The organism is Microbacterium sp. MMO-113 (assembly GCF_037148555.1).
In the GTDB taxonomy this organism is placed as follows: domain Bacteria; phylum Actinomycetota; class Actinomycetes; order Actinomycetales; family Microbacteriaceae; genus Microbacterium.
In genome coordinates, this window is the sequence record NZ_JBBCTD010000001.1 from 1,183,705 (window position 1) to 1,207,756 (window position 24,052).

The following is a 24,052-nucleotide window of genomic DNA, read 5'->3' on the forward strand; positions in this document are numbered from 1 at the left end:
ATCGCCCTTCTGCGTGTGTTTCCGTGGGGGCCGCCTCAGCGGCCGGCCTCGTCGTCGTCGAGCATCCGCGACAGGTAGCGGGCGACCGCCCGTGCCGCCGCGAGGTTGCTCGGATAGTCCATCCGGGTGGGCCCCATGACACCGACCCGCGCGGTCCCCGAGGGCGCCGCGTAGTTGCTGGCGACGATCGACGCCTCGCCGAGCCCGAAGGAGGCGTTCTCGGTGCCGATGCTCGCCGCGAGGCCGTGCTCGTCGGGCACCATCTCGCTCATCAGCCGCAGCAGCGTGACCTGTTCCTCGATGGCCTCGAGGAGGGGATGGATGCTGCCGCGGAAGTCTTGCTCGCGCCGCGCCAGAGTCGCCGCGCCCGCCATCACGAGCCGCTCCTGCCGGAAGCCGCCGAGTTCGTCCACGACGACGGCGGCGACCGTGCGGAGCACGCGGTCCTGCGGCGTCTCGTCGGCGGCCAGGAGCGCCTGCAGCCGGTCGGAGGCCGCTGCGATCGCCTGGCCGGTGATGAGGGCGGAGAGTCGCGCGCGAAGCACCGCGAGATCCGCCTCGTCGATCATGTCCGGGAGCACGGTGATCCGCTGCGACACCCCGCCGGCATCGGTCACCAGGACCGTGAGGAGCCGGTTGGGAGCGAGCGTCACGAGCTCCACGTGGGTCACGTGCGCCCGCGCGAACGACGGGTACTGGGCCAGGGCGACCTGTCCGGTGAGCTGTGTGAGCACGCGGACGGTCCGCGCCATCAGATCGTCGAGGTCGGCCGGATCGGCGAGGAAGGACTCGATGGCGGAACGCTGCGCGGTGGAGAGCGGACGGAGCTGCGCGAGGTGATTGACGAACACCCGGTACCCCTTGTCCGTCGGCACGCGTCCGGATGAGGTGTGCGGAGCCGTGATCAGCTCCTCGTCCTCCAGTTGCGCCATGTCGTTGCGGATGGTCGCCGCCGAGACACCGAAGGAATGACGGTCGACGATGGAACGGCTGCCCACGGGCTCGTGCGTCTCGACGTAGTCCTGCACGATCGCGCGGAGGACCTGCAGCCCTCGCTCTGTGACCATGGGTTCCCCTTCCCGCCGACCGGATGCTGGCACTCTGCCACCCTGAGTGCCAATCCTACCTCCTGTGATCGGGAGATCTCCGAAGGCGGACAGCCCGGCGTCGCGGCTCAGTCCGTCAGCTCGCGCACCACGGCATCGGCGAGGAGACGGCCGCGGAGCGTGAGCTGGACGCGCCCGCGGATCGCCGCCGCCGCATCGATCAGGCCGTCGGCGATCAGCCCGGCCACCCGCCCCCTGTTCTGCTCCGGGACGTCGGTCACCGCGATCCCCTCACGGATGCGGCTGACGAGGAGGATGCGCTCCAGGGTCCGCGCCTCCAGGTCCGGACGTTCGCGCCCGGCCGCCGGCGACGACGCGGCCGCCAGGCGCTGCGCGTAGGCGGCGGGATGCTTGACGTTCCACCACCGGAGTCCGGCGACGTGGCTGTGGGCGCCGGGACCGAAGCCCCACCAGTCGCTGCCCCGCCAGTACGCGAGGTTGTGCCGCGACCGCTGCCCCTCGCTGCGAGCCCAGTTGCTGACCTCGTACCACTCGAACCCGGCGGCGGCGAGGCGCTCGTCCGCCAGCTCGTACATGTCGGCCTGGAGGTCGTCGTCCGGGGTCGGCACCTCGCCGCGACGGATCTGACGGGCGAGCTTCGTGCCGTCCTCGATGATGAGGGCGTAGGCGGAGATGTGGTCGGACTCCAGGGCCAGGGCGGCGTCGAGCGAGGCTTCCCAGTCGGCGAGGGTCTCCCCCGGTGCGCCGTAGATGAGGTCGACGCTGACCGCGAGTCCGGCCTCCTTCGCCGCGGCGACGGCGGTGCGGACGTTCTCGGGCCGGTGCGTCCGGTCGAGTGCGGCGAGGACGTGCGGGACGGCGGACTGCATGCCGATGGACAGCCTCGTGACCCCCGCCTCGGCGAGGATGCGCGCGACCTCCGGGGTCACGGTGTCGGGGTTGGCCTCGACCGTGACCTCCGCGCCCGGTGCGAGTCCGAACGCCGCGGTGGCCGCTCCCAGCATGCGGGCGAGGTCTCCCGCGGGAAGCAGCGTCGGCGTGCCGCCGCCGAAGAACACCGTGTCCATCGGGCGCAGCGCCCCGGCCTCGTCCAGCACCGTACGCGCGAGGGCGATCTCCCCGATGAGGGTGGACGCGTAGTCCTCCTGCTTCGCCCCGCGGAGCTCACCGGACGTGTACGTGTTGAAGTCGCAGTAGCCGCAGCGCACCCGGCAGAACGGGATGTGGAGGTAGGCGGAGAACGGCGTCTCGGCGGAGGTCGGGAGATCGGCGGGGAGTCGCCCGTCCGCGGGCGCCGGATCCCCGAGCGGAAGTGGTCCCGCCATCACACCGGGGTCGCGTAGAGCGGGGAGATCGCGCGGAGGTAGCGCGCGAAGAGCTCGCGACGGCGGCGCTTCATCAGAGCGGGGACGAGACGGTAGAGCAGCGTGTTCGGGGCGTCGAAGGCCCGGACCGTGAACCAGACCTCGTCGTTGTCCTCGCGCCAGTCCACGTCGAACGACTCCTCGCCGCTGACCACGGAGCCTCCGACCGTGCCCAGCACGAAGCCGATCCGCCGGGTCTCCTCCGTGACCGAGATCACACGCAGCTCGGAGTCGGCGCGCATGCCGCCGACTCGGCACCGCAGGTGCAGCGTCATGCCCGCGCCCACGAAGGGCATCCCCTCGGCGTCGTAGCGCGGCTCAACATCCCGCTTGCTCGGCGCGATGGGATTGCCCTCGGCGTCGAAGCTCACGCCCGCATAGGCGGGACCGGGAGCCGGACGGACGTCCTCCACGGACAGCCCGGCCGCACGCTGCGCCGTCCACGACAGCAGGGCTTCGCCGGCCGTCTGGAAACGCTCCTCGCCACTGCCGATCCGCCAGGATTCCTCCGCCGGGATGCTGCGCTCCGGCGGGTACTGCATCAGATCGGGGGCGTGGGTCGCACCCACGGCCGCATAGTCCACCGTGTCGTCTCGGAAAGTCCCGCGCCGCATGAGATCCAGCCTACTTCGGGTTCCCTGAGCGAACACCCCCTGCGCCGCGCGCCGTCACATCCCCCGGGTTCAGCGGGTGGGCTACTTCTTGTCCTTGGTCTCGACATCGCCGGAGAGCGCGGCGATGAACGCCTCCTGCGGCACCTCGACACGGCCCACCATCTTCATGCGCTTCTTGCCCTCCTTCTGCTTCTCGAGGAGCTTGCGCTTGCGGGTGATGTCACCGCCGTAGCACTTGGCGAGCACGTCCTTGCGGATCGCGCGGATCGTCTCCCGGGCGATGATGCGCGCACCGATCGCGGCTTGGATCGGCACCTCGAACTGCTGGCGAGGGATGAGCTTGCGCAGCCGCTCCGCCATCATCGTGCCGTAGGCGTAGGCCTTGTCGCGGTGCACGATCGAGCTGAACGCATCGACCTTCTCGCCCTGCAGGAGGATGTCGACCTTGACGAGGTCGGCCTCCTGCTGCCCCGAAGGCTCGTAGTCGAGCGAGGCGTAGCCCTGCGTCTTGGACTTGAGCTGGTCGAAGAAGTCGAACACGATCTCGCCGAGCGGCATGTTGTAGCGCAGCTCGACGCGCTCCTCCGAGAAGTACTCCATGCCGAGCAGCGTGCCGCGCCGCGACTGGCACAGCTCCATGACGGTGCCGACGTAGTCCTTCGGCAGCAGGATCGCCGCCTTGACCATCGGCTCGGACACCGAGCCGATACGGCCGTCGGGGTACTCGCTCGGGTTCGTCACGGTCACCGTCTCGCCGGTGTCGCTCGTGACGACCTCGTAGATCACGCTCGGGGCGGTGGTGATGAGGTCGAGGCCGAACTCCCGCGAAAGGCGCTCGGTCACGATCTCCAGGTGCAGCAGGCCGAGGAACCCGCAGCGGAACCCGAAGCCGAGCGCCACGGAGGTCTCCGGCTCGTACTGCAGCGAGGCGTCGGAGAGCTTGAGCTTGTCGAGCGCCTCGCGCAGTTCGGCGTAGTCGCTGCCGTCGATCGGGTAGATGCCCGAGAAGACCATCGGCTTGGGGTCCGTGTAGCCGGGAAGCGCCTCCGCCGCGGGCTTGCGCGCGTTCGTGATCGTGTCGCCGACCTTCGACTGCCGCACGTCCTTCACGCCGGTGATGAGGTAGCCCACCTCGCCGACGCCGAGGCCCTTGGTCGGGGTGGGCTCCGGGCTCGACACGCCGACCTCGAGGGCCTCGTGGTTCGCCCCGGTGGACATCATCTGGATGCGCTCCCGGGGCGAGAGGCTGCCGTCGACCATCCGCACGTAGGTGACCACGCCGCGGTAGGCGTCGTACACGGAATCGAAGATCATGGCCCGCGCGGGTGCGTCCGCGTCGCCCACCGGAGCCGGGATCTCCTCGACGATCCGGTCGAGGAGATCCTCGACCCCCATGCCGGTCTTCCCGGAGACACGCAGCACGTCCTCCGGCTTGCCCCCGATGAGAGAGGCCAGCTCCTTCGCGTACTTCTCGGGGTCGGCCGCGGGGAGGTCGATCTTGTTGAGGACGGGGATGATGTGGAGGTCGTTCTCCAGCGCGAGGTAGAGGTTGGCCAGCGTCTGGGCCTCGATGCCCTGCGCGGCGTCGACGAGGAGGATGGCCCCCTCGCACGCGGCCAGCGACCGGGACACCTCGTACGTGAAGTCGACGTGACCGGGGGTGTCGATCATGTTGAGCGCGAACACCTCGTCCGGGCCCTGCGCCTGACCCAGAGCCCACGGCATCCGCACCGCCTGGCTCTTGATCGTGATGCCGCGCTCCCGTTCGATGTCCATGCGGTCGAGGTACTGGGCGCGCATGTCCCGCTCCGCGACCACGCCCGTGATCTGGAGCATGCGGTCGGCCAGGGTCGACTTGCCGTGGTCGATGTGGGCGATGATGCAGAAGTTACGGATCTGCGCAGCCGGCGTCGCGGCAGGCTGAAGCGGGGTGAGAGCGCGTGGGGACATGTCCCGTCGATTCTACGGTGAGGGTCCTCATAATCCCCATTCGTGCGTATCGGTGATAGTCTCCCGAAGTTGCCCGGGATCAATCCGTGACACCGGATCCCGTAAGCGATACGACTCCGTCACAGACTCCGTGAGGGCTGTCGCGTCGCGCGGAACGGCGGATGAAACCCGATCATCCGCCCGGCTCAGCGTTGCGTCGGCAGACCCCGAGCGCGTCTGGAGAAGAGAAAGACAAATCCCCTTTGATCAAGTACCTCGCGCGCCGTGCCCTCGGCTGGCTGCTCATGATCGTGGTCGCGACGAACCTCACCTACTTCCTCGCGTGGGGCTTCCTCGATCCGCGCAGCAACTATGTGGGTCGTCGCCCTCCGCTCAGTCCTGAGCAGATCGACAACGTCCTCATCCCCCGCAACCTGAGCGACACCGTCCCGCTGATCGAACGGTGGTGGACCTGGTTCTCGGGGATTCTGCTGCGATGGGACTGGGGCGTCAGCCCGACGGGGCAGTCGGTGAACGAGCAGGTCGCCTATCGCATGTGGGTCAGCGCCGAGCTCGTCCTCGGAGCCACGATCATCGCCGCCGTCCTCGGCGTCTGGCTGGGCGTGTACACCGCCTCTCGTCAGTACAAGCTCGCCGATCGCATCGGCCAGGCGACCTCGATCATCACGATGAACATCAACATCATCGTGGCGGGTCTCGCCGTGGTGCTCCTCGCCATCGCCCTCAACGAGGCGACCGGCGTGCGCATCTTCTACGTCACCGGCTCCTCCAGTCCCGGGGTCACCGGCTTCTTCCCCACGATCATCGATGCGCTCCAGCACGTCACCCTGCCGACGATCGCTCTGGTGCTGGTCGGTTACGCCCAGTATCACTTCCTTCAGCGCTCCCTGCTGCTCGACAACATCAACGCCGATTACGTCCGCACGGCGCGCGCCAAGGGGCTCACGAAGGCCCAGGCGATCCGGAAGCACGCGCTCCGCACGTCTCTCATCCCCGTCGCCACCCAGGTCGCCTTCACGATCCCGACGATCTTCACCGGCGCGATCCTGACGGAGACGATCTTCGCCTGGCAGGGCATGGGGCGCTACTTCCTCGACACCATCAACCAGAACGACATCAACGGTGTCGTGGCGGTCGCCGCGTTCGGCGCCGTTCTGACCGCGATCGGCGCCGTGCTGGCGGACATCATCGTGGTCATCCTCGACCCGCGAGTGAGGGTGAGCTGAAAATGACCACGGAAATGATCGATCCCCTCGTCGAGCCGCCTGTCGGGCCTCCGCAGCCCGCCGACAAGACGCTCTCGAAGTGGACGTTGTACACGCGTCGGTTCCTGCGCAACAAGCCCGCTGTCGGCGGCATCATCGTGCTGTTCGTCCTGATCCTCTTCGCGACGCTCGGACCGTTGCTGTCGCGCTACGCGGTGAATGACATGGACTTCCTGGCATTGAGCTCGCCCCCGTCGGCCGACCACTGGTTCGGGACCAACGGCGCCGGCAACGACACGTACACGCAGACCGCTGTCGGTCTGCAGCGCTCGCTCATGATCGCCATCACCGTCTCTCTCGGCACGACGATCCTCTCGGCACTCGTCGGCACGGCTGCCGCCTACTTCGGCGGCTGGTTCGAGCGCATCGCTCTTCTGGTGATCCACTTCATGATGGTCGTTCCGACCTTCCTCATCCTGTCGGTCGTCTCGAACGACTCCGGCGGCGTCTGGTGGGTCATCGCCCTGGTGATGATCTTCGTCGGATGGTTCTTCCCCGCGCGCATCATCTGGACGATGGCGCTGTCGCTCCGCGAACGCGAGTACGTGCAGGCCGCGCGCTACATGGGGGTCCGTGGCGGACGCATCGTCCTGCGGCACCTGGTCCCCAACATCGGATCACTGCTGGTGATCAACTTCACCCTGGGCATCGTCGCCGCCGTGACGACTGAGACCGGTCTGTCGTTCATCGGCTTCGGCGTCAAGATCCCCGATGTCTCCCTCGGCTCCCTGATCGGCGAGGGGAGCACGACCATCACGAGCTCGCCGTGGCTGTTCTACTTCCCGGCCCTCGTCCTCACTCTGCTCACCGTGTCGATGGCACTCATCGCCGACGGTCTGCGTGATGCCCTCGATCCCACCTCGGCTGCTGGAGGCCGCGCATGAGCCCCATCCTCTCCGTCCGCGACCTCAACGTCAGCTTCGCCTCTGAGGCCGGTCGTGTCCACGCCGTCCGCGGCGTCTCCTTCGACCTCGAGGCCGGAAAGACCCTCGGCATCGTCGGAGAGTCCGGATCGGGCAAGTCGGTCACCTCCCTGGCGGTGATGGGCCTGCTCGACGAGAACGCCAAGGTGTCGGGCTCGATCATGTTCGACGGCCAGGAGCTGATCGGCAAGACGGACGCGCAGCTCTCCACGATCCGCGGCAACGGCCTGTCGATGATCTTCCAGGACCCGCTGACCTCGCTGACTCCCGTGTACACGATCGGCACGCAGCTGATCGAGGCGTTGACCGTGCACCGCAACATGAGCGGCAAGGAGGCCAACGCCCGGGCCATCGACCTTCTCAAGCTGGTCGGGATCCCGGAGCCGGAGAAGCGCATGAAGGCCTTCCCCCACGAGTTCTCCGGAGGCATGCGCCAGCGCGTCGTCATCGCCATCGCGATGGCGAACGACCCCAAGCTGATCATCGCCGACGAGCCGACCACTGCTCTGGACGTGACGATTCAGGCACAGATCCTCGACCTCATCGAGAAGGCACAGGACGAGACCGGCGCGGCCGTGATGATGATCACGCATGACATGGGTGTCGTGGCCCGCACCGCCGACGACGTCATGGTCATGTACGCGGGCAAGCCCGTCGAGCAGGCCCCGGTCAGGGAGCTGTTCCACAAGACCCGGATGCCCTACTCGATCGGACTCCTCGGCGCCATCCCGCGCGTGGACAAGGCCGAGAAGGAGCCCCTGACCCCGATCAAGGGCAACCCGCCCCTGCTCATCGACCTGCCCGATGCGTGCCCGTTCGCGGACCGCTGCCCCATCGTGATCGACGCCTGCCGCGCGAAGGAGCCCGAGCTTCTCCCCGTTCACACGGGAGGCGTGTCAGAACACCGTGCGGCCTGTATCCGTGCGGACGAGATCGAGGATGGGGGCATGCTCGGCGGGCTACCGGTGTACCCCGTGCGCGAGGTCCCCGAGAGCGACCTCACCCGCCTTCCCCGCGAGGAGCGGCCGATTACGCTCGAGGTGAAGAACCTCACCAAGACGTTCCCCCTTCTGAAGGGGGCGTTCCTCAAGCGCAAGGTCGGTGAGGTCCACGCGATCAAGGGGATCAGCTTCGACGTGCGCGAGGGCGAGACGATGGCCATCGTCGGCGAGTCCGGCTCCGGCAAGACGACGACGCTGCTGCAGATCATGGACATGGTCAAGCAGACCGAGGGCGACATCGTGATCGCCGGCACGAGTGTCAACGACATCCGCAGCCACAAGGTCGAGCGCGCACTGCGTCGCGACATCCAGATCGTTTTCCAGGACCCGATGGGTGCTCTGGATCCTCGCCTGACCGTCGCCGATATCATCGCGGAGCCGCTTCTCGCGATCGGAACGCCGAGCGCCGAGGTGCACCGTCGTGTCGGTGAGCTCATGGATCTCGTCGGCCTCAATCCGGCGCATCGCGATCGCTTCCCCCAGGCGTTCTCGGGTGGTCAGCGACAGCGCATCGGCATCGCCCGCGCGCTGTCGACGAACCCCAAGATCGTCGTTCTCGACGAGCCGGTCTCCGCGCTCGACGTGTCGATCCAGGCCGGCGTGATCAATCTCCTCGATGAGCTCAAGGTTAAGCTCGGGCTGTCGTACCTCTTCGTGGCGCACGACCTCTCCGTCGTCCGCCACATCGCCGATCGGGTCGCCGTGATGTACCTCGGCGATTTCGTCGAGCACGGCGATGTGGACGAGGTGTTCGACAATCCGCAGCATCCCTACACCAAGGCTCTGCTCTCGGCGATCCCGGTCCCCGACCCGGACATCGAGCGCACGCGGCAGCGCGTCGTGTTCGATCCCGACACGGTCAGCACGAAGCCGGCGACGGTCTGACGCGGGCATGGCCGGGGCCGAGGGTGGTCACCGTCCGATAACGGTTAGGCGCTATTCACCGCACGGCGGCGTACCGGTATGAGGCTCGAACTATTCTTCCCTTTATGACACGCCGTAAGGCGAAAGGAGCACCATGAAGCAGTCCAAGCTGATGGGAGCGCTGGCATTCACCGGCGTTCTCGCACTCGCGATCAGCGGGTGCGCTGCCGGAAACGGCGGCAGTGGCAACAGCGGCGACAACGGCGAAGCTGCCGAAGTCGAAATGGCGAACTACAACCCGCAGCCGCGCGAGAACCTGAAGGAAGGCGGCGAAGTCAACTTCGCCATCCGCGAGGTCCCCGACCAGCTCAACGCGTTCAACAGCGACGGCAGCGCGGACACCGCACGCATCGCCGCGTGGTACACGCCGCAGCTGATCCTGATGGAGCCGGACGGCACGCAGTACAAGAACGACAACTACCTGTCGGAGTGGAAGAACGAGGTCAAGGACGGCAAGACGGTCCTGACGTTCACGTTCACCGACGAGGCCCACTGGAACGACGGCACCGACATGGACTGGACCGCCATCGATGCCACGTGGAAGGCCAACCGCTCCTACGACGAGGGCTTCAACCCGAACGCGACCGATGGCTACAAGGAGATCGAGTCCGTCGAGCAGGGCGACTCCCCCAAGACGGCCATCGTGACCTTCAAGGGCGAGTTCGCCTGGCCGCAGATGCCGTTCAACGGCGGCGTGATCCACCCGGCCCTCGCCGACCCGGACGTCTTCAACGAGGCGATGATCGACAACCCGCACCCGGAGTGGGGTGCCGGCCCGTACACCGTCGACGAGTTCGACGCGAACAAGGGCTACATCTCCTTCAAGCCGAACCCCGAGTGGTGGGGCGACGCTCCGCTGCTCGACAAGGTCACCATGACGGGCATGGACGGCCAGGCCGGCGTCAACGCCTTCAAGAACGGCGAGGTCGACATGGTGGAGACGGGCTCCCAGGAGCTCATCGACCAGGTCAAGGACGTCGACGGTGCGGTCGTCTACCGCGCCCAGCAGACGGCGAACACCATCCTGCAGGTCGACGCGACGAAGCCGCAGTTCGAGGACGTCAAGGTCCGTGAGGCGTTCTTCAAGGCCATCAACATCGACCAGCAGAAGCAGATCGCCTGGAACGGCCTCGGCTACGAAGAGGACCCGGCCGGTTCGCTCACCCTGTTCTCCTTCCAGCCCGGCTACACCGACTCGATGAAGGCCGCCGGCTGGGAGTTCGACGTCGAGGGCGCCAAGAAGCTCCTCGACGAGGCCGGCTGGACCGAAGGCTCGGATGGCATCCGCGAGAAGGACGGCGTCAAGCTCTCCGTGGTCTACCCCATCTGGAACGACACCGCGACCGCCAAGGCGCTCGCGCAGTCGCTGCAGGCGCAGGAGAAGGAGATCGGCATCGACGTCAAGGTCGATGTGCGTCCCGCCAGCCAGTTCTCCGACGACTACACCTCGAAGAACTGGGACGTCTCCGGACTCCGCTTCACCTCGTCCGACCCGTTCGGTGCCGCCTGGTTCTGCCAGCTCTACTGCTCGGACTCCGGTCTGAACCTGTCGGGTGTCGGTGACGCCGAGCTCGACGCGGAGATCAAGGACAAGGTCGAGTCGCAGAGCGACCCCGAGGCGCAGACCAAGGCCGCCATGGAGCTCGAGCCCGAGATCTACAAGCGCTGGGGTCTCATCCCGCTGTACAACGGCCCGCAGATCTACACGGTTCAGGAGGGTCTGGCCAACCTGACGCCGGAGCCCTACGTGGGTCTCGACCTGTTCGGCATCACGCCGGTCGAGAACGTCGGCTGGGAGAAGTAACATCCTCTGACACATCTCGTGTCGAAGCGGGGTCGGTGGTTCATCCACCGGCCCCGCTTTCCTTATGCTGAAGGCGTGACCGTCCAGACCGTCCTCGTGCACGGCATCCGCACGTCGGCCACCATGTGGCGGTCGCAGATCGAGTACCTGGAGGCGCACGGACATCCCGTCACCGCCGTCGACCTTCCCGGCCACGGCAGCCGGATGGCCGAGGACTTCACCCTCCACGAGGCGCTGCACACGATCGACGCCGCCGTCCGCGCCGCCGCGGAGCGGGGCCCCGTCCTGCTGGTCGGGCACTCGATGGGCGGGCTGCTCTCCCTGGCGTACACCGGTGGCGCGGAGCCTCCGCCCGTCGACGGACTCGTCGCCGCCGCATGCACCTCGCTCCCCCGCGGCGCCGGACTGCGCGCGTACCGCCTGTTCGCCCGTGCGGTCGACTCCCTGCCCGACCGTGGCATGTGGCTGACGCAGCGCATGCTCGCCGCGACGATCCCCGAGGAGAATCGCGGGGATTTCGCCGCCGGCGGCTATGCGCTCGACATCCAGGACCAGACGCTCCGCAGCCTCGCCGCCCTGGACGTCGCCGCCGCTGTCCCCCGCATCGAGGTGCCCCTGTGGTTCGTGAACGGCCAGTACGATCAGCTCCGGCTGAACGAACCCCTGTTCCGGCGTCTGGCCCCCGAGGCGGAACTCATCGTCGTGCCGCGGACCACGCACCTTCTCCCGGCCATGCGCCCGCGGGTGTTCAATGCCGTCCTCGCGCTCGCGATCGCGACGATCGAGCAGCGCACGGCGTCAGGCTGAGAGCACTCGGGGCCGCGCGGCGGCGGTGAGAGCTCCGCCGACAAGCGATAGGACGGCCGCCGCGAGGAAGACGAGCCAGAACCCGCCGGCCAGGGCGACGAGCCCCGCTCCGAGGACGGGCCCGATGAGTTGGCCGAGGGCGGCGGTCACGTTCACGATGCCGAGGTCGCGCGCGTGGTCCTGCTCATCCGGGAGCAGATCGGCCGCGAACGCGAGTCCCACCGTAGAGAAGGTGCCGTAGCCGACGCCCATGAGCGCGGCGGCGATCATCGTCATCTCGAAGGTGGGTAGAGCCACGATCACCGCGCCCGACGCCGCCTGCACGACCGTAGCCGCCACAGCGAGTCGACGCCGCTCGCCGGTGCGGTCGGAGATGATCCCCGTGATCACCGAGGCGACAACGACGAAGACGGTGTAGACGACGATGAGGAGAAGGAGGTTGTCCTGTGCGGTCGTGCTCTCCTGGCCGAGGCCGTGGAGGAGGAAGAAGAGGAACAGGGCCGTCCCGAGAGCGTTGCCGATGTTCGTGACGAGCCGGCCGGAGAGCATCCAGGCGAAGTCGCGGTCGCGGAGCGACGCCAGCCGGGGACGCCCGATGCGCTGCGGACGCAGCGCTTCGGTGCTCGGCGGGTCCGGCAGCAGCAGCGCCGCGGCGATGCCCACCACCGCGATGATGCCGGCGAGGAGGAGATACCCGGCGACGATACCGAGGCCCAGCAGCACGACCAGGCCGACCCCGAGCACGATGCCGACCGCCTGGCTCGAACCGACCGCGGCGGACGCGGCGCCGCGCTGCGTGGTCGGGAGCTGGTCGGCGATGAGCGCGGTAAACGCGGCGGAGGAGACAGCGACGCCGATCGAGACGCCGACCCAGCCGGCGCCGACCGCCCACGGCCCCTCGGCGAATCCGGTGAGCACGAGACACGCGGCGGTGAGCGCGACGCCGCCCAGAGCCCATGGCCGCCGTCGGTGTGCGCCGGCACGGGCGCGGTCCGAGATCGCTCCGGCGAGCGGCCCGGCGACGACGCCGGCGAGACCACCCACTCCGAGCACGATCCCGGAGGAGACGACGCCACGGATCCAGTCGTCCTCAGGAGTGTCGAGCTGCAGCGGGAGAAGGAGCTGGACCGGGGTGAGCTGGACGGTCCAGATGGCGAGCCAGGCGAGGGTGAACAACGACATCCAGCGCAGGCCCGCCCTGCGGGTGGCGATGCCCGGGGCCCCGCTCATGCGCGTGCCGCCCCGGCGGTGCGGGCCGCATGAGCGCCCGCGACGAGCTCCCGATACCAGCCATAAGAGGCCTTCGGAATCCGCTCCCCCGTCGAGAAGTCCACGTGCACGAGACCGAACCGCTGCGTGTAGCCGTCCGTCCACTCCCAGTTGTCGAGCAGCGACCAGACTGTGTACTCCTCGACGGGGACGCCGGCGGCGATGGCCTCGCCCACCGCGTCGATGTGCGCGGAGAGGTAGGCGATCCGGTCGATGTCCTCCACAGGACCGGCGACGTCGGGCTCCGGGAAGGAAGCTCCGTTCTCTCCGATGATGATCGGAGGCATGCCCGGGTGGCGGCGGTGCAGATCGATCAAGAGATCACGCAGAGCGGACGGCATGATCGGCCACTCGGGTCCGAACCCGGTGACGGGGACTCCGGGTGTCGGCACGATCTCGAACGGGATGTCGTTCCCGGGACTCGCGGCGGTGACGGTCGTCGGGTTGTAGAAGTTCACGCCATAGAAGTCGATCGATCCCGCGATGCGTGCGAGGTCGTCGCCGAGGAGGGGCAGCGGCGGAAGCCCGAGCGCCTCCAGATCCGGTGTCGTCCCGGAGAGCAGCGGCTCGCTGAACAGCCGGTTGTGCAGGAGGTCGTACACCGCGGCTGCGGCATGATCCTCTTCGGTGTCCCGCAGCGGCAGGACCCAGGTGTGGTTGTTGACGAGCCCCACGCTCTCCGCACCCTGGTCTCGCAGCACGTCAGCGGCTCGGGAATGGGCGAGCAGCTGATGGTGCGCGGTCGGAAGCGCGCCGTAGAAGAGCTGCCTGCCTGGTGCGAGCGCGCCGACCGCGTAGCCCTGCAGGGTGGTCATGGCAGGCTCGTTCAGCGTGTACCACGACGACACCCGGTCTCCGAGGCGGGCGGCGACGAGGGCGACGTACTCCCCGAAGCGTTCGGCGGTGTCGCGGGCGAGCCAGCCGCCGTCGGCCTCGACCGGGCTCGGCAGCTCCCAGTGATAGAGCGTCGGGAAGGGTGTGACTCCGGCCTCGAGCAGAGCATCGACGACGCGGGCGTAGTGGTCCAGTGCCGCGACGTTCCCGGGTCCGTGTCCGTCCGGTTGCACGCGCGCCCACGGAATCGAGAACCGGTACCGGTCGAGTCCGAGACCGGCCACCAGGGCGACGTCATCCGCCACACGGCGATAGCTGTCGCAGGCCGGCTCCGCCGTCGAGCCGTCGCGGATGCGTCCGGGCTTCGCGATCTCGTCGTCCCAGATCGACCGGCCCGCTCCGTCTGCACGGCGGGAACCCTCGATCTGGATGGCTGAGGTGGCGGCGGACCAGCGAAGCCGCGCACGCGCGGTCGGGTCGGTGCTGAGGGGGGTCATCGGGCTCCTTGACGTCATCGTCGTTGAGGATGATTCTGCACCCGGTCCCACCCTCCGCGCGACGGCGTCTCGCCGGGACGGCGCCGTTTCACACGATCCGGTCCGGTGCTGGTAGACTCGACTCTTGGCTTGCGTGTGGGTTCTTCCCTCACGACCGCCGTGCAGCAGCCCTCTTCTGCTGCCGGCACTCCGAATAACTCCTGTACAGAAAGCGTCCACACGTGGCAAACATCAAGTCGCAGATCAAGCGCAACAAGACCAACGAGAAGGCTCACGCGCGCAACAAGGCCGTGAAGAGCGAGCTGAAGACTCTCGTCCGCCAGACCCGCGCGGCCGTCGCCGCCGGCGACAAGGCCGCAGCAGAGAAGAGCCTGAAGAAGGCCTCGGTCAAGCTCGACAAGGCCGTCAGCAAGGGTGTGCTGCACAAGAACCAGGCATCGAACCGCAAGTCGGCGATCGCCAAGCAGGTCGCCGCTCTCTGAGCTTCTGACTTCCGGAAAGCCCGTCTCCTCGTGAGGCGGGCTTTCTGCTTTCCGGGGGCGAGAGCCCTAGCCCCCGAACGGCTCACGGGTGGCGATGACCGTCACCATGCGCTCAAGCGCGAAGATGGGGTCGCGCGCTGCACCCTTGACCTCGGCGTCGGCGCGCGCAGTCGCCTGGATCGCCATTCCCAGGGAGCGCTCGTTCCATCCCGCCAGGTCGCGGCGCGCGCGGTCTACCTGCCAGTCCTTCATCCCGAGGCGCTGGGCGAGCTGCCTGCTGGGTTCACGGTTGCCGGCGACGCGCGCCATCGTGCGCAGCTTCATCGCGAACGCGGCGACCATCGGCACCGGGTCTGCGCCGGAGGACAGGGCGTGGCGGAGCGCCACGAGAGCCTCACCGTATCGGCCAGCGATGGCGGTGTCGGCGACGACGAACGCCGACACCTCGACCCGGCCGCCGTAGTACTTGGTGACGACCTCTTCGGTGATGTCGCCGTCGACATCGCCGATGAGCTGCTGACATGCAGCGGCGAGCTCGGTGAGGTCGTCGGCGAATGCCGAGACGAGCGCTCGGAGTGCCGGCGGAGCGATGCGCTTCTTGGCCGCCTTGAACTCCCCCGCCGCGAAGTCGACCCGGTCGCCGTCGCGCTTGATGGCGGGGCAGGCGATCTCGATCCCGCCGCCGGTCCCCGCGCGGAGGGCGTCGAGGAGCTTCTTCCCGCGGACGCTGGCTCCGGTGTGCCGCAGGACGACGGTCGCCCCCTCCTGCGGGTTCTCCAGATACCCGATGGCCTCTTGGAGGAACGCGTCGGAGCACTTCTCCACGCCGGACACGCGGACCAGTCGCGGCTCTCCAAACAGCGACGGCGAGGTCAGGGAGAGCAGCGTGCCGGGAGCGTAGTCGTCGGCACGGACGTCGCTGACCTCGAGCGCCGGATCCTCGGCACGGAGGTAGTCGCGCACCCCGGCGATCGCGCGTTCGGCGCAGACCTCTTCCGGGCCCGAGACGAGCACCAGCGGCGCGGGGTGAGGCTCTCGCCACGACACCTGCGGGATCTTCGTGGCCTTCGCGCCGCCGCGGGAGGGAGGACGGGAAGCTGCCATGGGACCAGCCTACCGGCGGTGTCGGACACCCGACTCAGGGCGGCGCGCCATCGGTCCAGACGCGGAGGGCATGGTCCTCGACGCCGAGCAGCGTGCGGCCGTCGTGATCGGTGCGGTAGACCTGCGCGCCGAGCGCCGACAAAAGATCGAGGGTCTCCCGACGCGGGTGCCCGTAGTCGTTTTCCGCGCCGACCGTGATGAGCGCCACGCTCGGCTGCAGAGCCTCGTAGAGGGCCGGCTCCTGGTCAGCGCTGCCGTGGTGGGCGACCTTCAGCACGTCGTATCGTGTCAGCGGCGTACCGCGGAGCAGCGCACGTTGCGGGGCCGCGGAGAGATCGCCAAGGAACAGGGCACGGGGCACTCCTCCCCCGGCGAACTCGGTGACGACGCTCGCATCGTTGCCCGGTGGGAAGGCGACGCTGTCCTTCCGCGGCCAGAGCACTCGCCACGACGCTTGGCCGAGAGCGCCCCGGTCCCCGGCGCCGACCGGACGGAGGGCAGCGCCCGCCCGCGCCAGGTCGTCGAGCACGCGCGTATCGGCGTCATCGGCGGGCGGTCCGTGCAGCACCGTACCCACCCGCCCTTCGAGCACGGCCGCACCCCCGACGTGGTCCGCGTCGAAATGCGTGAGCACGAGCAGATCGATGCGGTCGATGCTCAGCGAGCGGAGGCAGGCATCGAGCGCACCCGCGTCCGGTCCCGTGTCGATGAGCGCGATCGCGTCCTGCGAACGCACCAGGATCGCATCGCCCTGGCCCACGTCGCATGCGGCGATCACCCACCCGTGCGGCGTCACGAGCGGGGCGAGCGGACCGTCGACCAGCACGCGGGAAGCACCGACGGACGCCACAACGATGAGAACGCCGGCCGCCACGCATCGGACGATGGTGAGGACGCCGCCGGACGTCGAGAGCCCCGGCGGACGAGACCGCACCGTCACGACGTCCGGGCGCGCGACCCCCCGGGGGCCCGGCCTTCCGCGGCAGCACACGATGGCGATCGCGACGGTCACCAGCGCAACGAGGGCAGCGCTGCCGAGCCCCGCGGGGAGGAGCACCTGAGCGCCAGGGAGCCCGGAAGTGACATGGGCGACGGCCGCGATCCACGCAGACGGCAGCCAGGCGCACGCCGCGAGCAGATCCGCGACGGGTGGGAGAGGCGCAGCGAGACAGGCGACGAGCCCGATCACCGTCGCGATCGGCGCCGCCGGCTCGGCGAGGAGGTTCGCGACGACCGAGACGAGCGACTGCTGCTCCGCGAACAGCGCGATCACGGGCGCGCACGCGAGCTGCGCAGCCAGGGGCACGGCGATCGCCAGGGCGAGCGGACCGGGTAGCCAGCGTCCGATCCCGTTCGCCAGCGCTGGGGCCAGCAGGATGAGGGACCCGGAGGCCACCGCGGACAGCGCGAATCCCGGCGTCGATGCGAGCCAGGGATCGGCGACGAGGAGCACGGCCACGCACAGGGCCAGGATTCCGGCCCCTGCGCTCGGCCGCCCGACGAGGATCGACAGCATGCCCGCCGCGGCCATCGTGGCGGCCCGGATGACGCTCGGCTCCGGCGTCACGAGCACGACGAAGGCCGCCAGGGCGAGGGCGGCGAGCACGACCCGCAGCGCTCGCGTTCCACCGCTCAACGCCACGATCCCGAACACCGCAGCGACGACGACCGCGCAGTTCGCCCCGGACACGGCGGTGAGGTGGCTGAGACCGCTCGTGCGCATGTCGGCGTCGACGGCGACGGGCACGGCGGTGGTGTCGCCCACCGCCAGCCCCGGGAGGAGTCCGGCGCCGGGTTCGGGGAGCCGCGTCGCGCGCTCGACGAACGAACGGCGGAGGTCGGCTGCGAATCCGAAGACGCCGGGTGCGGACTGTTCCACCGTTCCGGCGGTGACGAAGACGAAGAGGGCTGCCCGCTCCCCCGGATCCGTTTCCGCACTCTCACCGGTCACCCGCACCTGCGCGCCGAGGACGAACCCCTCCCCTTCCTCGATGCCGATGCGCACTGGACCGGCCGCCGGCGCCACGGCTCCGGGCGCACCGATGCCGCGCAGCTGCACGTCCATCCACAGACGCCCATCGCGTCCCACGGACGCCGATGACGACACCTGCCCCACCGCTTCGACGGCTCTGCCTCCCCACGCGTGCACGGCGTCACGGTCCGCGGACTGTACGAGGACGGTGAACGCCACGGCTGCCGCCGTCGCGAGCACCACGATGACCAGTCCCCCGATCGTCGCGACTGCGCGGTGCCGGATCGCGAGCGCGGCGCCGATGACCACCGCGGCTGCCAGGCATCCCCCCACCAGCCACCCCGCCGTTCCCGGCACGAACACGCAGACCAGGGCGACACCCCAGGCACCGACCGCTACCGGCAGCAGGCGAAGGTCGCGCGTCATCGCGGATCCCCACTCGGACCCCGGGGACGAACACGGCAGCTCATGCATCCGATCACGCTAGAGTCGCGCCGACTCCCGCTCCGCCCGCCGCGACCGCCGCCGCAGGAGCAGAGGACAACGACCCTGGAAGTCAGGGTGTGGAGGAGCACTTCTCCGATGGCAGAGACCGCCGGCGTCGGAGGCGACCGACGCGGTGACGGCCTCGTCCGAGGCGATTGGGTAGCCTGGGTACTCGCGCGCGGCAGACGCTGCCGCAACGAGGAGGAGAGCGCATGAGTGTCCCGGCCGGGTGGTACGACGATGGTTCCGGGCGCCAGCGGTGGTGGGACGGAGCACGGTGGACGGACGCGTACGCTCCCACTTCAGCTCCGACGAATCCCTCGCCGCCTCATCCCGAGGCGCCGACATACGGGTCGGCCGCCCCGGCGCACCAGGTCCCTGACGCTGCTTCTCGGCCGGCGCCGGTCCTCGGGTTCATCGGGCTGGGCCTGGCCGTCCTCGGCGCCATTCTCGCCTTCATCCCCGTGTTGTTCGTGGTCGGCGCGGTGATCCTGTTCGCCGGGTTCGTCGTGTCGCTGGTCGGGTTGTTCACGAAAAGCGCCGCGAAGTGGCCGTCGATCGTCGGCATGGTCGTGTCGGTCGTCGGCGCCGTGATCGGGGTCATCGTGCTCATCGTGTCGCTCGTGCTGGCCTCCTCGGCGCTGAACGGCGCGTTGCCCGCCGAAAGCGCTCCCTCGGCCAGCGCCCAGCCATCCGACGCGCCGAGCAGCGCCAGTGAGAGCCGTCCGACGCCCGAGGAGATCGGGGCGTCCGCGGAGGAGATCAACCGGTCGAACGGCCTGACGACCTATGACGACATGCCGGACTTCTATCCCTGCGTCGGGCAGTACGTCTACGACTCCGAGTTGTCCGATGAGAGCGTCCAGCTCCTGGTCGACGGACGCGATCCGCTTGAGTCCGAGCGGGAGCTGGCGACCCAGGTGATCACAGATGCCACGCTGACCTGCGATCCCCAGGGGTAGGCGACTCTCACACGCGCACCGCGTCGCGCAGCCCCTCCAGGGCCTTCTCCCCGATCCCCGGCACTGCCAGGAGGTCGTCCACCGTGCGGAACCGACCGTTGTCCTCGCGCCACGCGACGATGCGCTCGGCCAGCGCCGGTCCGATTCCCGGGAGCTCCTCCAGAGCGGCCTGATCCGCCGTGTTCAGATCGACCGTCCCGTCGCCGGGAGGCGCAGCCGAGGGGTCGGTGACGGCACCCACGACCGGGACGAGGATCTGCTCCCCGTCCTCGACACGTCGGGCGAGGTTGACCCCCGCGAGGTCGGCAGCATCCGTCGACCCGCCGGCGGCCGCGAGAGCATCGACGACCCGGGAGTCGGTGCGCAGGACGTACAGGCCCGGGCGCACGACTGCCCCGAGCACGTGCACGTAGATCTCCCCGGGCGCGGGCTCGACCGACGCGGAGCTCTCCGCAAGCGGAACGGCCTCGACGGACGACGGTTGGCCCTGCATCAGGCCGAGGCCGACGGCGGTGGAGAGCGCGACGATCGCCAGCACGACCGCCGCGCCGAGCCCGAGGCGGAACCTCCGACGGGCCGGAGGAGGCGGAGGCGGGGACGAGGTCATCCGGTCACCCTAAGCTCCGCGCCCACCGCCTCTCGGCTCCGGGCACAGCAACCGTGAAGACACGCGCAGAAGGGACTCGTCGTGGAGGACAGCCGTTCCCGATCGGGGCCTGGTCCGAGGATCATCCCTTCCCGCACGGCCTCCTCGCACGCCGAGGGCTCAGCCCTTGACGACGATGCTGACGATCTTGGGGGCCCGCACGACGACCTTGACGATCTCGCGATCGCCGATCGACCGGATGACGCGCTCGTCCGCCCGGGCCATCGCCTCGAGCTCGGCCTCGCCGATGCGTGCCGGCACCTCCAGCTGCGCGCGCACCTTGCCGCCGATCTGCACGACCGCGGTGACGGTGTCCTCGACGAGCAGCGCCGGGTCGGCGGAGCGCCACGACACGAGTCCGACGGACGGCTCGTGCCCCAGGATCTCCCACATCTCCTCCGCGGTGTGCGGGGCGATCAGGTCGAGCATGACGGCGATGGTCTCCGCCGCCTCGCGGACGGCGGGGTCGGCGGCACCGGCAGCGCCGTCGATCGTCTTGCGGGTCACGTTGACCAGCTCCATCAGACGGGCGACGAGCACGTTAAACTTGGTCTGCTCGACCAGGGCGGGCGCTTCGGCGAGCAGCTTGTGCGTCGCACGGCGCAGCGCCGCGTCGCCGCCGTCGAAGACGACGTCGACCGGGCTCGCGACCTCGTGCGCGATCCGCAGGGCGCGCGCGAGGAACTTCTGCGCGCCGGTGGTCGACACATCCGCCCAGTCCTTGTCGTCCTCCACCGGACCGGCGAAGGCCAGACCGACGCGCAGGGCGTCGGCGCCGTGGGCGTCGAGCTCCTCCTGGAACAGCACCAGGTTGCCCTTGCTCTTCGACATCTTCTGTCCGTCGAGCAGCACCATGCCCTGGTTGATCAGGTTCGAGAACGGCTCGGTGAAGTCGATCAGCCCCATGTCGAAGAGGACCTTCGTGATGAAGCGGGCGTAGAGCAGGTGCAGGATCGCGTGCTCGACGCCGCCGATGTACGAGTCCACCGGGGCCCAGCGCGCCGCCTGGGCCGGGTCGAACGCCACCGTGTCGCTGTTCGGCGACAGGAACCGGAGGAAGTACCAGGAGCTGTCGACGAAGGTGTCCATCGTGTCGGGGTCCCGGAGTACCGGGTCGCCCGTCTCCGGGTCGGTCGTGCGCACCCAGCTCTCCGCGCCGCCAAGCGGCGAGGTCCCCTTCGGCTTGAGGTCCAGGCCCTCCACGCTCGGCAGCTTCACGGGCAGCCGCTCCTCGGGAACCGGGATGATCCGGCCGTCCTCGGCGTGCAGCATCGGGATCGGCGTGCCCCAGAAGCGCTGGCGCGAGATCAGCCAGTCACGCAGGCGGTAGTTCTTCGCCGCCCGACCCGTCCCCGTGGCCTCCAGCTGCTCGATGGCGCGCGCGATCGCGTTGCGCTTCGAGAGGCCGTTGAGCGGACCGGAGTTGATCATGCGCCCCTCGCCGGTGAGCGCGACGCCGGTCTTCGCCGGGTTCTGCTCGTCGAGCGCGGCATCCGCATCGATCGGGACGCCGTCCTCGTCCACCTCGATGACCGGCATGGCACCGGTGACCGGAGCAGTGGTGTCGACGACGACCTTGACCGGCAGGTCGAACGCGCGTGCGAAGTCGAGGTCGCGCTGGTCGTGTGCCGGGACCGCCATGACGGCGCCGTGGCCGTAGTCGGCCAGCACGTAGTCGGCGGCCCAGATCGGCAGCTTCTCGCCGTTGACCGGATTGATCGCGTAACGGCCCAGGAACACGCCCGTCTTGGGGCGGTCGGTGGACTGCCGATCGATGTCGGTGGTCTTCTGCACCTCGGCCAGGTAGGCCTGGAAGCGCTCACGCACCTCGGGCTCGGCGTCGGCGGCGAGCTCGGCGGCCAGATCGCCGTCGGGGGCGACGACGAAGAACGTCGCCCCGTGCAGGGTGTCGGGGCGCGTCGAGAACACCGTCACCGGCTCCTCGCGCCCCTCGATGCGGAAGTCGACGTCGGCGCCGACGGAGCGGCCGATCCAGTTGCGCTGCATCTGCAGCACTTTGTGCGGCCAGAACCCCTCGAGCTGGTTCAGGTCGTCCAGCAGGCGGTCCGCGTAGTCGGTGATGCGGAAGTACCACTGGGTGAGCTTCTTCTTGACGACCTCGTAGCCGCAGCGCTCACAGCGCCCGTCGACGACCTGCTCGTTGGCCAGAACGGTCTGGTCGTTCGGGCACCAGTTGACCGGGCTCTTCTTCCGGTACGCCAGGCCGCGCTCGTACATCTTCAGGAACAGCCACTGGTTCCAGCGGTAGTACTCGGGGTCGGACGTGTGCAGCACCCGGCTCCAGTCGAACGAGACGCCGTACTGCTGGAAGCCCACCTTCTGCTGCGCGATGTTCTGGTACGTCCACTCGCGCGGGTCGGCACCCTGGCGGATCGCGGCGTTCTCCGCGGGCAGGCCGAAGGAGTCCCACCCGATCGGGTTCAGGACGTTGTGACCGCGGTGTCGCCAGAAGCGGGCGACGATGTCGGAGTACAGGTAGTTCTCCGCGTGCCCCATGTGCAGGTCACCGGAGGGATAGGGGAACATCGCCAGCACGTAGCGCCGCGGCCGCGTGTCCTCGTCGCCGCCCGTGAGGAACGTCTCGTGCTCCGCCCAGTACTTCTGCCACTTGGCCTGGATGGCGTGCGGCGAGGAGAACTCCTCGTCGACGGGAGCGGTGGACATGTTCTCGGACAACGAACGCACGACCAATCTGAAGGGAAAAACGGGATCAGTTCAGGATATCGGAACGCCAGGTGGCGGGCATTTCCGCGCCGAGCGCCGCGAGGGGGGCGCGTGCCTTCGTGGCGACCTCACGCGCCTCGGCTGCGGGAACCGATCCCCAGGTGATCCCGCCACCGGCTCCGACGAACGCGGCCTCCTCGTCCACGACGATGCTGCGGATCACCATCGCGAGGTCGAGCGCACCGTCCACGCCGATGTAGCCGAAGCAGCCGGCGTAGATGTCGCGCGGGCCTCCTTCGAGCTCGTGCAGCTGCGTCATCGCCGACAGCTTCGGCGCTCCGGTCATGCTTCCGGCGGGGAATGCCGCCTCCAGCAGCGCCCCGACCGTGGTCCCCTCCGCGGCCGTGCCGCTGACGGTGCTGACGAGCTGATGCACGGCCGGATAGCTCTCGACCTCCCAGAGCCCTTCGACCCGGATCGACCCCGGCACGCACACCCGGGAGAGGTCGTTGCGCATGAGGTCGACGATCATGACGTTCTCGGCCCGCTCCTTCGGATCCGCGGCGAGCTCTGCGGCGAGCGCGGCATCGGTCGCGGCATCGGCGCCCCGAGGACGGGTCCCCTTGATGGGACGGGTGCGGATGACCCCACCGCCGGCGTGGAGGAACTGCTCGGGGCTGGCGCTGAGGAGCGCACGTCCCCCGATGCGCAGGAAACCGCCATGGTGGGCAGGGGTCGCCGCCCGGAGCCGCTCGTAGACGGCGACGGGGTCGTGAGTCCCTGGCACGGTGAACCGCGTCGTGAGGCAGAGCTGGTACGCGATGCCCGCGCGGATGAGGTCACGGCAGCGCTCGATGAGCTGCTCGTATGCAGCGGGGGTATGACGCGCCTCGGCGGCGTGACGGTCCTCCATCGGCCGCGGCTGCGGCGTCTCGAGACTGGTGGCGACCAGGAGACTCTGCAGCCAGCCCTCCCCCTCTTCCTCCGGCGCCAGCAACCACAGGCGGTGCGCGGCATGATCGAACGCCACGGCCATCGTCACGCGCAGCCACGTCCGGGCTCCCGGCTCCGGGTCGGTGGCGACCGGAGCCCCCGCGCGGACGGCTCCGCTCTCGTAGTCCCGCCAGCCGACCCATCCCCCGCGGAACGGCGGCATCCCCGCCTCGACGGACCCGGCATCCAGGCGCACGTCCTCCGGGAGCGGTTCGGCGACCCCGGTACCGAGGAAGCTCCATCCCTCGACGGCATCGGCGCCCGCATCGAGCCAGAACACGTCCGACCGCCGCGCCGCGAGCGCCGGGAAGAGGCGCTCCGGAGCCACCCAGGACGGCAGCGGTCGGGGGGTCAGGCGGTCGGGCACCTTTCCAGCCTAGGACCGGGCCGCTCCCGTATCCTC

Annotated in this window: 18 protein-coding genes; 7 read left to right on the forward strand and 11 right to left on the reverse strand. The window is 69.1% G+C overall.

Going from position 1 to position 24,052, the window contains the following annotated elements; all coding sequences use genetic code 11:
• Positions 1 to 35: 35 nt before the first annotated feature.
• From hrcA to lepA, 4 genes are all read right to left on the reverse strand, one after another.
• Positions 36 to 1,067: a heat-inducible transcriptional repressor HrcA gene (hrcA, locus tag WFJ36_RS05895; RefSeq protein WP_071329516.1), complete on the reverse strand. Its 1,032-nt coding sequence runs from the start codon at positions 1,065 to 1,067 to the stop codon at positions 36 to 38.
• Between the two features lie 107 nt (positions 1,068 to 1,174).
• Complete coding sequence (hemW, locus tag WFJ36_RS05900; RefSeq protein ID WP_336642872.1) at positions 1,175 to 2,392, reverse strand: radical SAM family heme chaperone HemW; 1,218 nt, start codon at positions 2,390 to 2,392, stop codon at positions 1,175 to 1,177.
• Positions 2,392 to 3,045, reverse strand: a complete 654-nt coding sequence (locus tag WFJ36_RS05905; RefSeq protein ID WP_336642873.1) for a DUF1990 family protein — start codon at positions 3,043 to 3,045, stop codon at positions 2,392 to 2,394. The genes hemW and WFJ36_RS05905 overlap by 1 nt, the downstream gene beginning before the upstream one ends.
• Before the next feature lie 81 nt (positions 3,046 to 3,126).
• Positions 3,127 to 4,995 carry a translation elongation factor 4 gene (gene lepA / locus WFJ36_RS05910; protein ID WP_025103696.1) on the reverse strand — a complete coding sequence of 623 codons (1,869 nt, stop codon included), beginning with the start codon at positions 4,993 to 4,995 and terminating at the stop codon, positions 3,127 to 3,129.
• 242 nt (positions 4,996 to 5,237) lie between these two features.
• Between lepA and WFJ36_RS05915 the strand changes: the two genes are divergently transcribed.
• The 5 genes from WFJ36_RS05915 to WFJ36_RS05935 all read left to right on the forward strand — a co-directional run bounded on the left by WFJ36_RS05915 (position 5,238) and on the right by WFJ36_RS05935 (position 11,719).
• Positions 5,238 to 6,221, forward strand: a complete 984-nt coding sequence (locus tag WFJ36_RS05915; protein WP_071329520.1) for an ABC transporter permease — start codon at positions 5,238 to 5,240, stop codon at positions 6,219 to 6,221.
• 2 nt (positions 6,222 to 6,223) lie between these two features.
• Complete coding sequence (locus WFJ36_RS05920; RefSeq protein ID WP_336642874.1) at positions 6,224 to 7,144, forward strand: ABC transporter permease; 921 nt, start codon at positions 6,224 to 6,226, stop codon at positions 7,142 to 7,144.
• Positions 7,141 to 9,069 carry an ABC transporter ATP-binding protein gene (locus WFJ36_RS05925; RefSeq protein WP_060921465.1) on the forward strand — a complete coding sequence of 643 codons (1,929 nt, stop codon included), beginning with the start codon at positions 7,141 to 7,143 and terminating at the stop codon, positions 9,067 to 9,069. Before WFJ36_RS05920 ends, WFJ36_RS05925 begins: the two co-directional genes overlap by 4 nt.
• A gap of 133 nt (positions 9,070 to 9,202) precedes the next feature.
• Complete coding sequence (locus WFJ36_RS05930) at positions 9,203 to 10,912, forward strand: ABC transporter family substrate-binding protein (protein WP_336642875.1); 1,710 nt, start codon at positions 9,203 to 9,205, stop codon at positions 10,910 to 10,912.
• Positions 10,913 to 10,987: 75 nt separating this feature from the next.
• Entirely contained in the window at positions 10,988 to 11,719 is a 732-nt protein-coding gene (locus WFJ36_RS05935) for an alpha/beta fold hydrolase (protein ID WP_336642876.1), read from the forward strand.
• On the opposite strand, the gene WFJ36_RS05940 is transcribed toward WFJ36_RS05935, so the two are convergent.
• Positions 11,711 to 12,949, reverse strand: coding sequence for an MFS transporter (locus WFJ36_RS05940; protein ID WP_336642877.1), 1,239 nt, complete (start codon positions 12,947 to 12,949; stop codon positions 11,711 to 11,713). The two genes, WFJ36_RS05935 and WFJ36_RS05940, sit on opposite strands and share 9 nt — an antisense overlap.
• Positions 12,946 to 14,319 carry a glycoside hydrolase family 1 protein gene (locus WFJ36_RS05945; protein WP_336642878.1) on the reverse strand — a complete coding sequence of 458 codons (1,374 nt, stop codon included), beginning with the start codon at positions 14,317 to 14,319 and terminating at the stop codon, positions 12,946 to 12,948. The genes WFJ36_RS05940 and WFJ36_RS05945 overlap by 4 nt, the downstream gene beginning before the upstream one ends.
• Before the next feature lie 221 nt (positions 14,320 to 14,540).
• Here WFJ36_RS05945 and rpsT point away from each other — a divergent pair, with 221 nt between their 5' ends.
• Entirely contained in the window at positions 14,541 to 14,801 is a 261-nt protein-coding gene (gene rpsT, locus WFJ36_RS05950) for a 30S ribosomal protein S20 (RefSeq protein WP_060921459.1), read from the forward strand.
• Between the two features lie 66 nt (positions 14,802 to 14,867).
• Here rpsT and holA read toward each other — a convergent pair whose 3' ends face one another.
• Together holA and WFJ36_RS05960 are read right to left on the reverse strand one after the other, a co-directional pair.
• Positions 14,868 to 15,905: a DNA polymerase III subunit delta gene (gene holA / locus WFJ36_RS05955; protein WP_071329524.1), complete on the reverse strand. Its 1,038-nt coding sequence runs from the start codon at positions 15,903 to 15,905 to the stop codon at positions 14,868 to 14,870.
• Positions 15,906 to 15,939: 34 nt separating this feature from the next.
• Positions 15,940 to 18,303 (reverse strand): ComEC/Rec2 family competence protein, encoded by a 2,364-nt coding sequence (locus tag WFJ36_RS05960; protein ID WP_336642879.1) that lies wholly within the window; start codon positions 18,301 to 18,303, stop codon positions 15,940 to 15,942.
• A gap of 272 nt (positions 18,304 to 18,575) precedes the next feature.
• Here WFJ36_RS05960 and WFJ36_RS05965 point away from each other — a divergent pair, with 272 nt between their 5' ends.
• Positions 18,576 to 19,325 (forward strand): DUF2510 domain-containing protein, encoded by a 750-nt coding sequence (locus tag WFJ36_RS05965; RefSeq protein ID WP_071329525.1) that lies wholly within the window; start codon positions 18,576 to 18,578, stop codon positions 19,323 to 19,325.
• A gap of 7 nt (positions 19,326 to 19,332) precedes the next feature.
• Here the strand turns inward: WFJ36_RS05965 and WFJ36_RS05970 are convergent, their stop codons facing one another.
• From WFJ36_RS05970 to WFJ36_RS05980, 3 genes are all read right to left on the reverse strand, one after another.
• Positions 19,333 to 19,932 (reverse strand): helix-hairpin-helix domain-containing protein, encoded by a 600-nt coding sequence (locus tag WFJ36_RS05970; protein WP_336642880.1) that lies wholly within the window; start codon positions 19,930 to 19,932, stop codon positions 19,333 to 19,335.
• Positions 19,933 to 20,091: 159 nt separating this feature from the next.
• Entirely contained in the window at positions 20,092 to 22,656 is a 2,565-nt protein-coding gene (leuS, locus tag WFJ36_RS05975; RefSeq protein ID WP_336642881.1) for a leucine--tRNA ligase, read from the reverse strand.
• 46 nt (positions 22,657 to 22,702) lie between these two features.
• Positions 22,703 to 24,016, reverse strand: coding sequence for an anthranilate synthase component I family protein (locus tag WFJ36_RS05980; RefSeq protein WP_336642882.1), 1,314 nt, complete (start codon positions 24,014 to 24,016; stop codon positions 22,703 to 22,705).
• Positions 24,017 to 24,052: the final 36 nt, after the last annotated feature.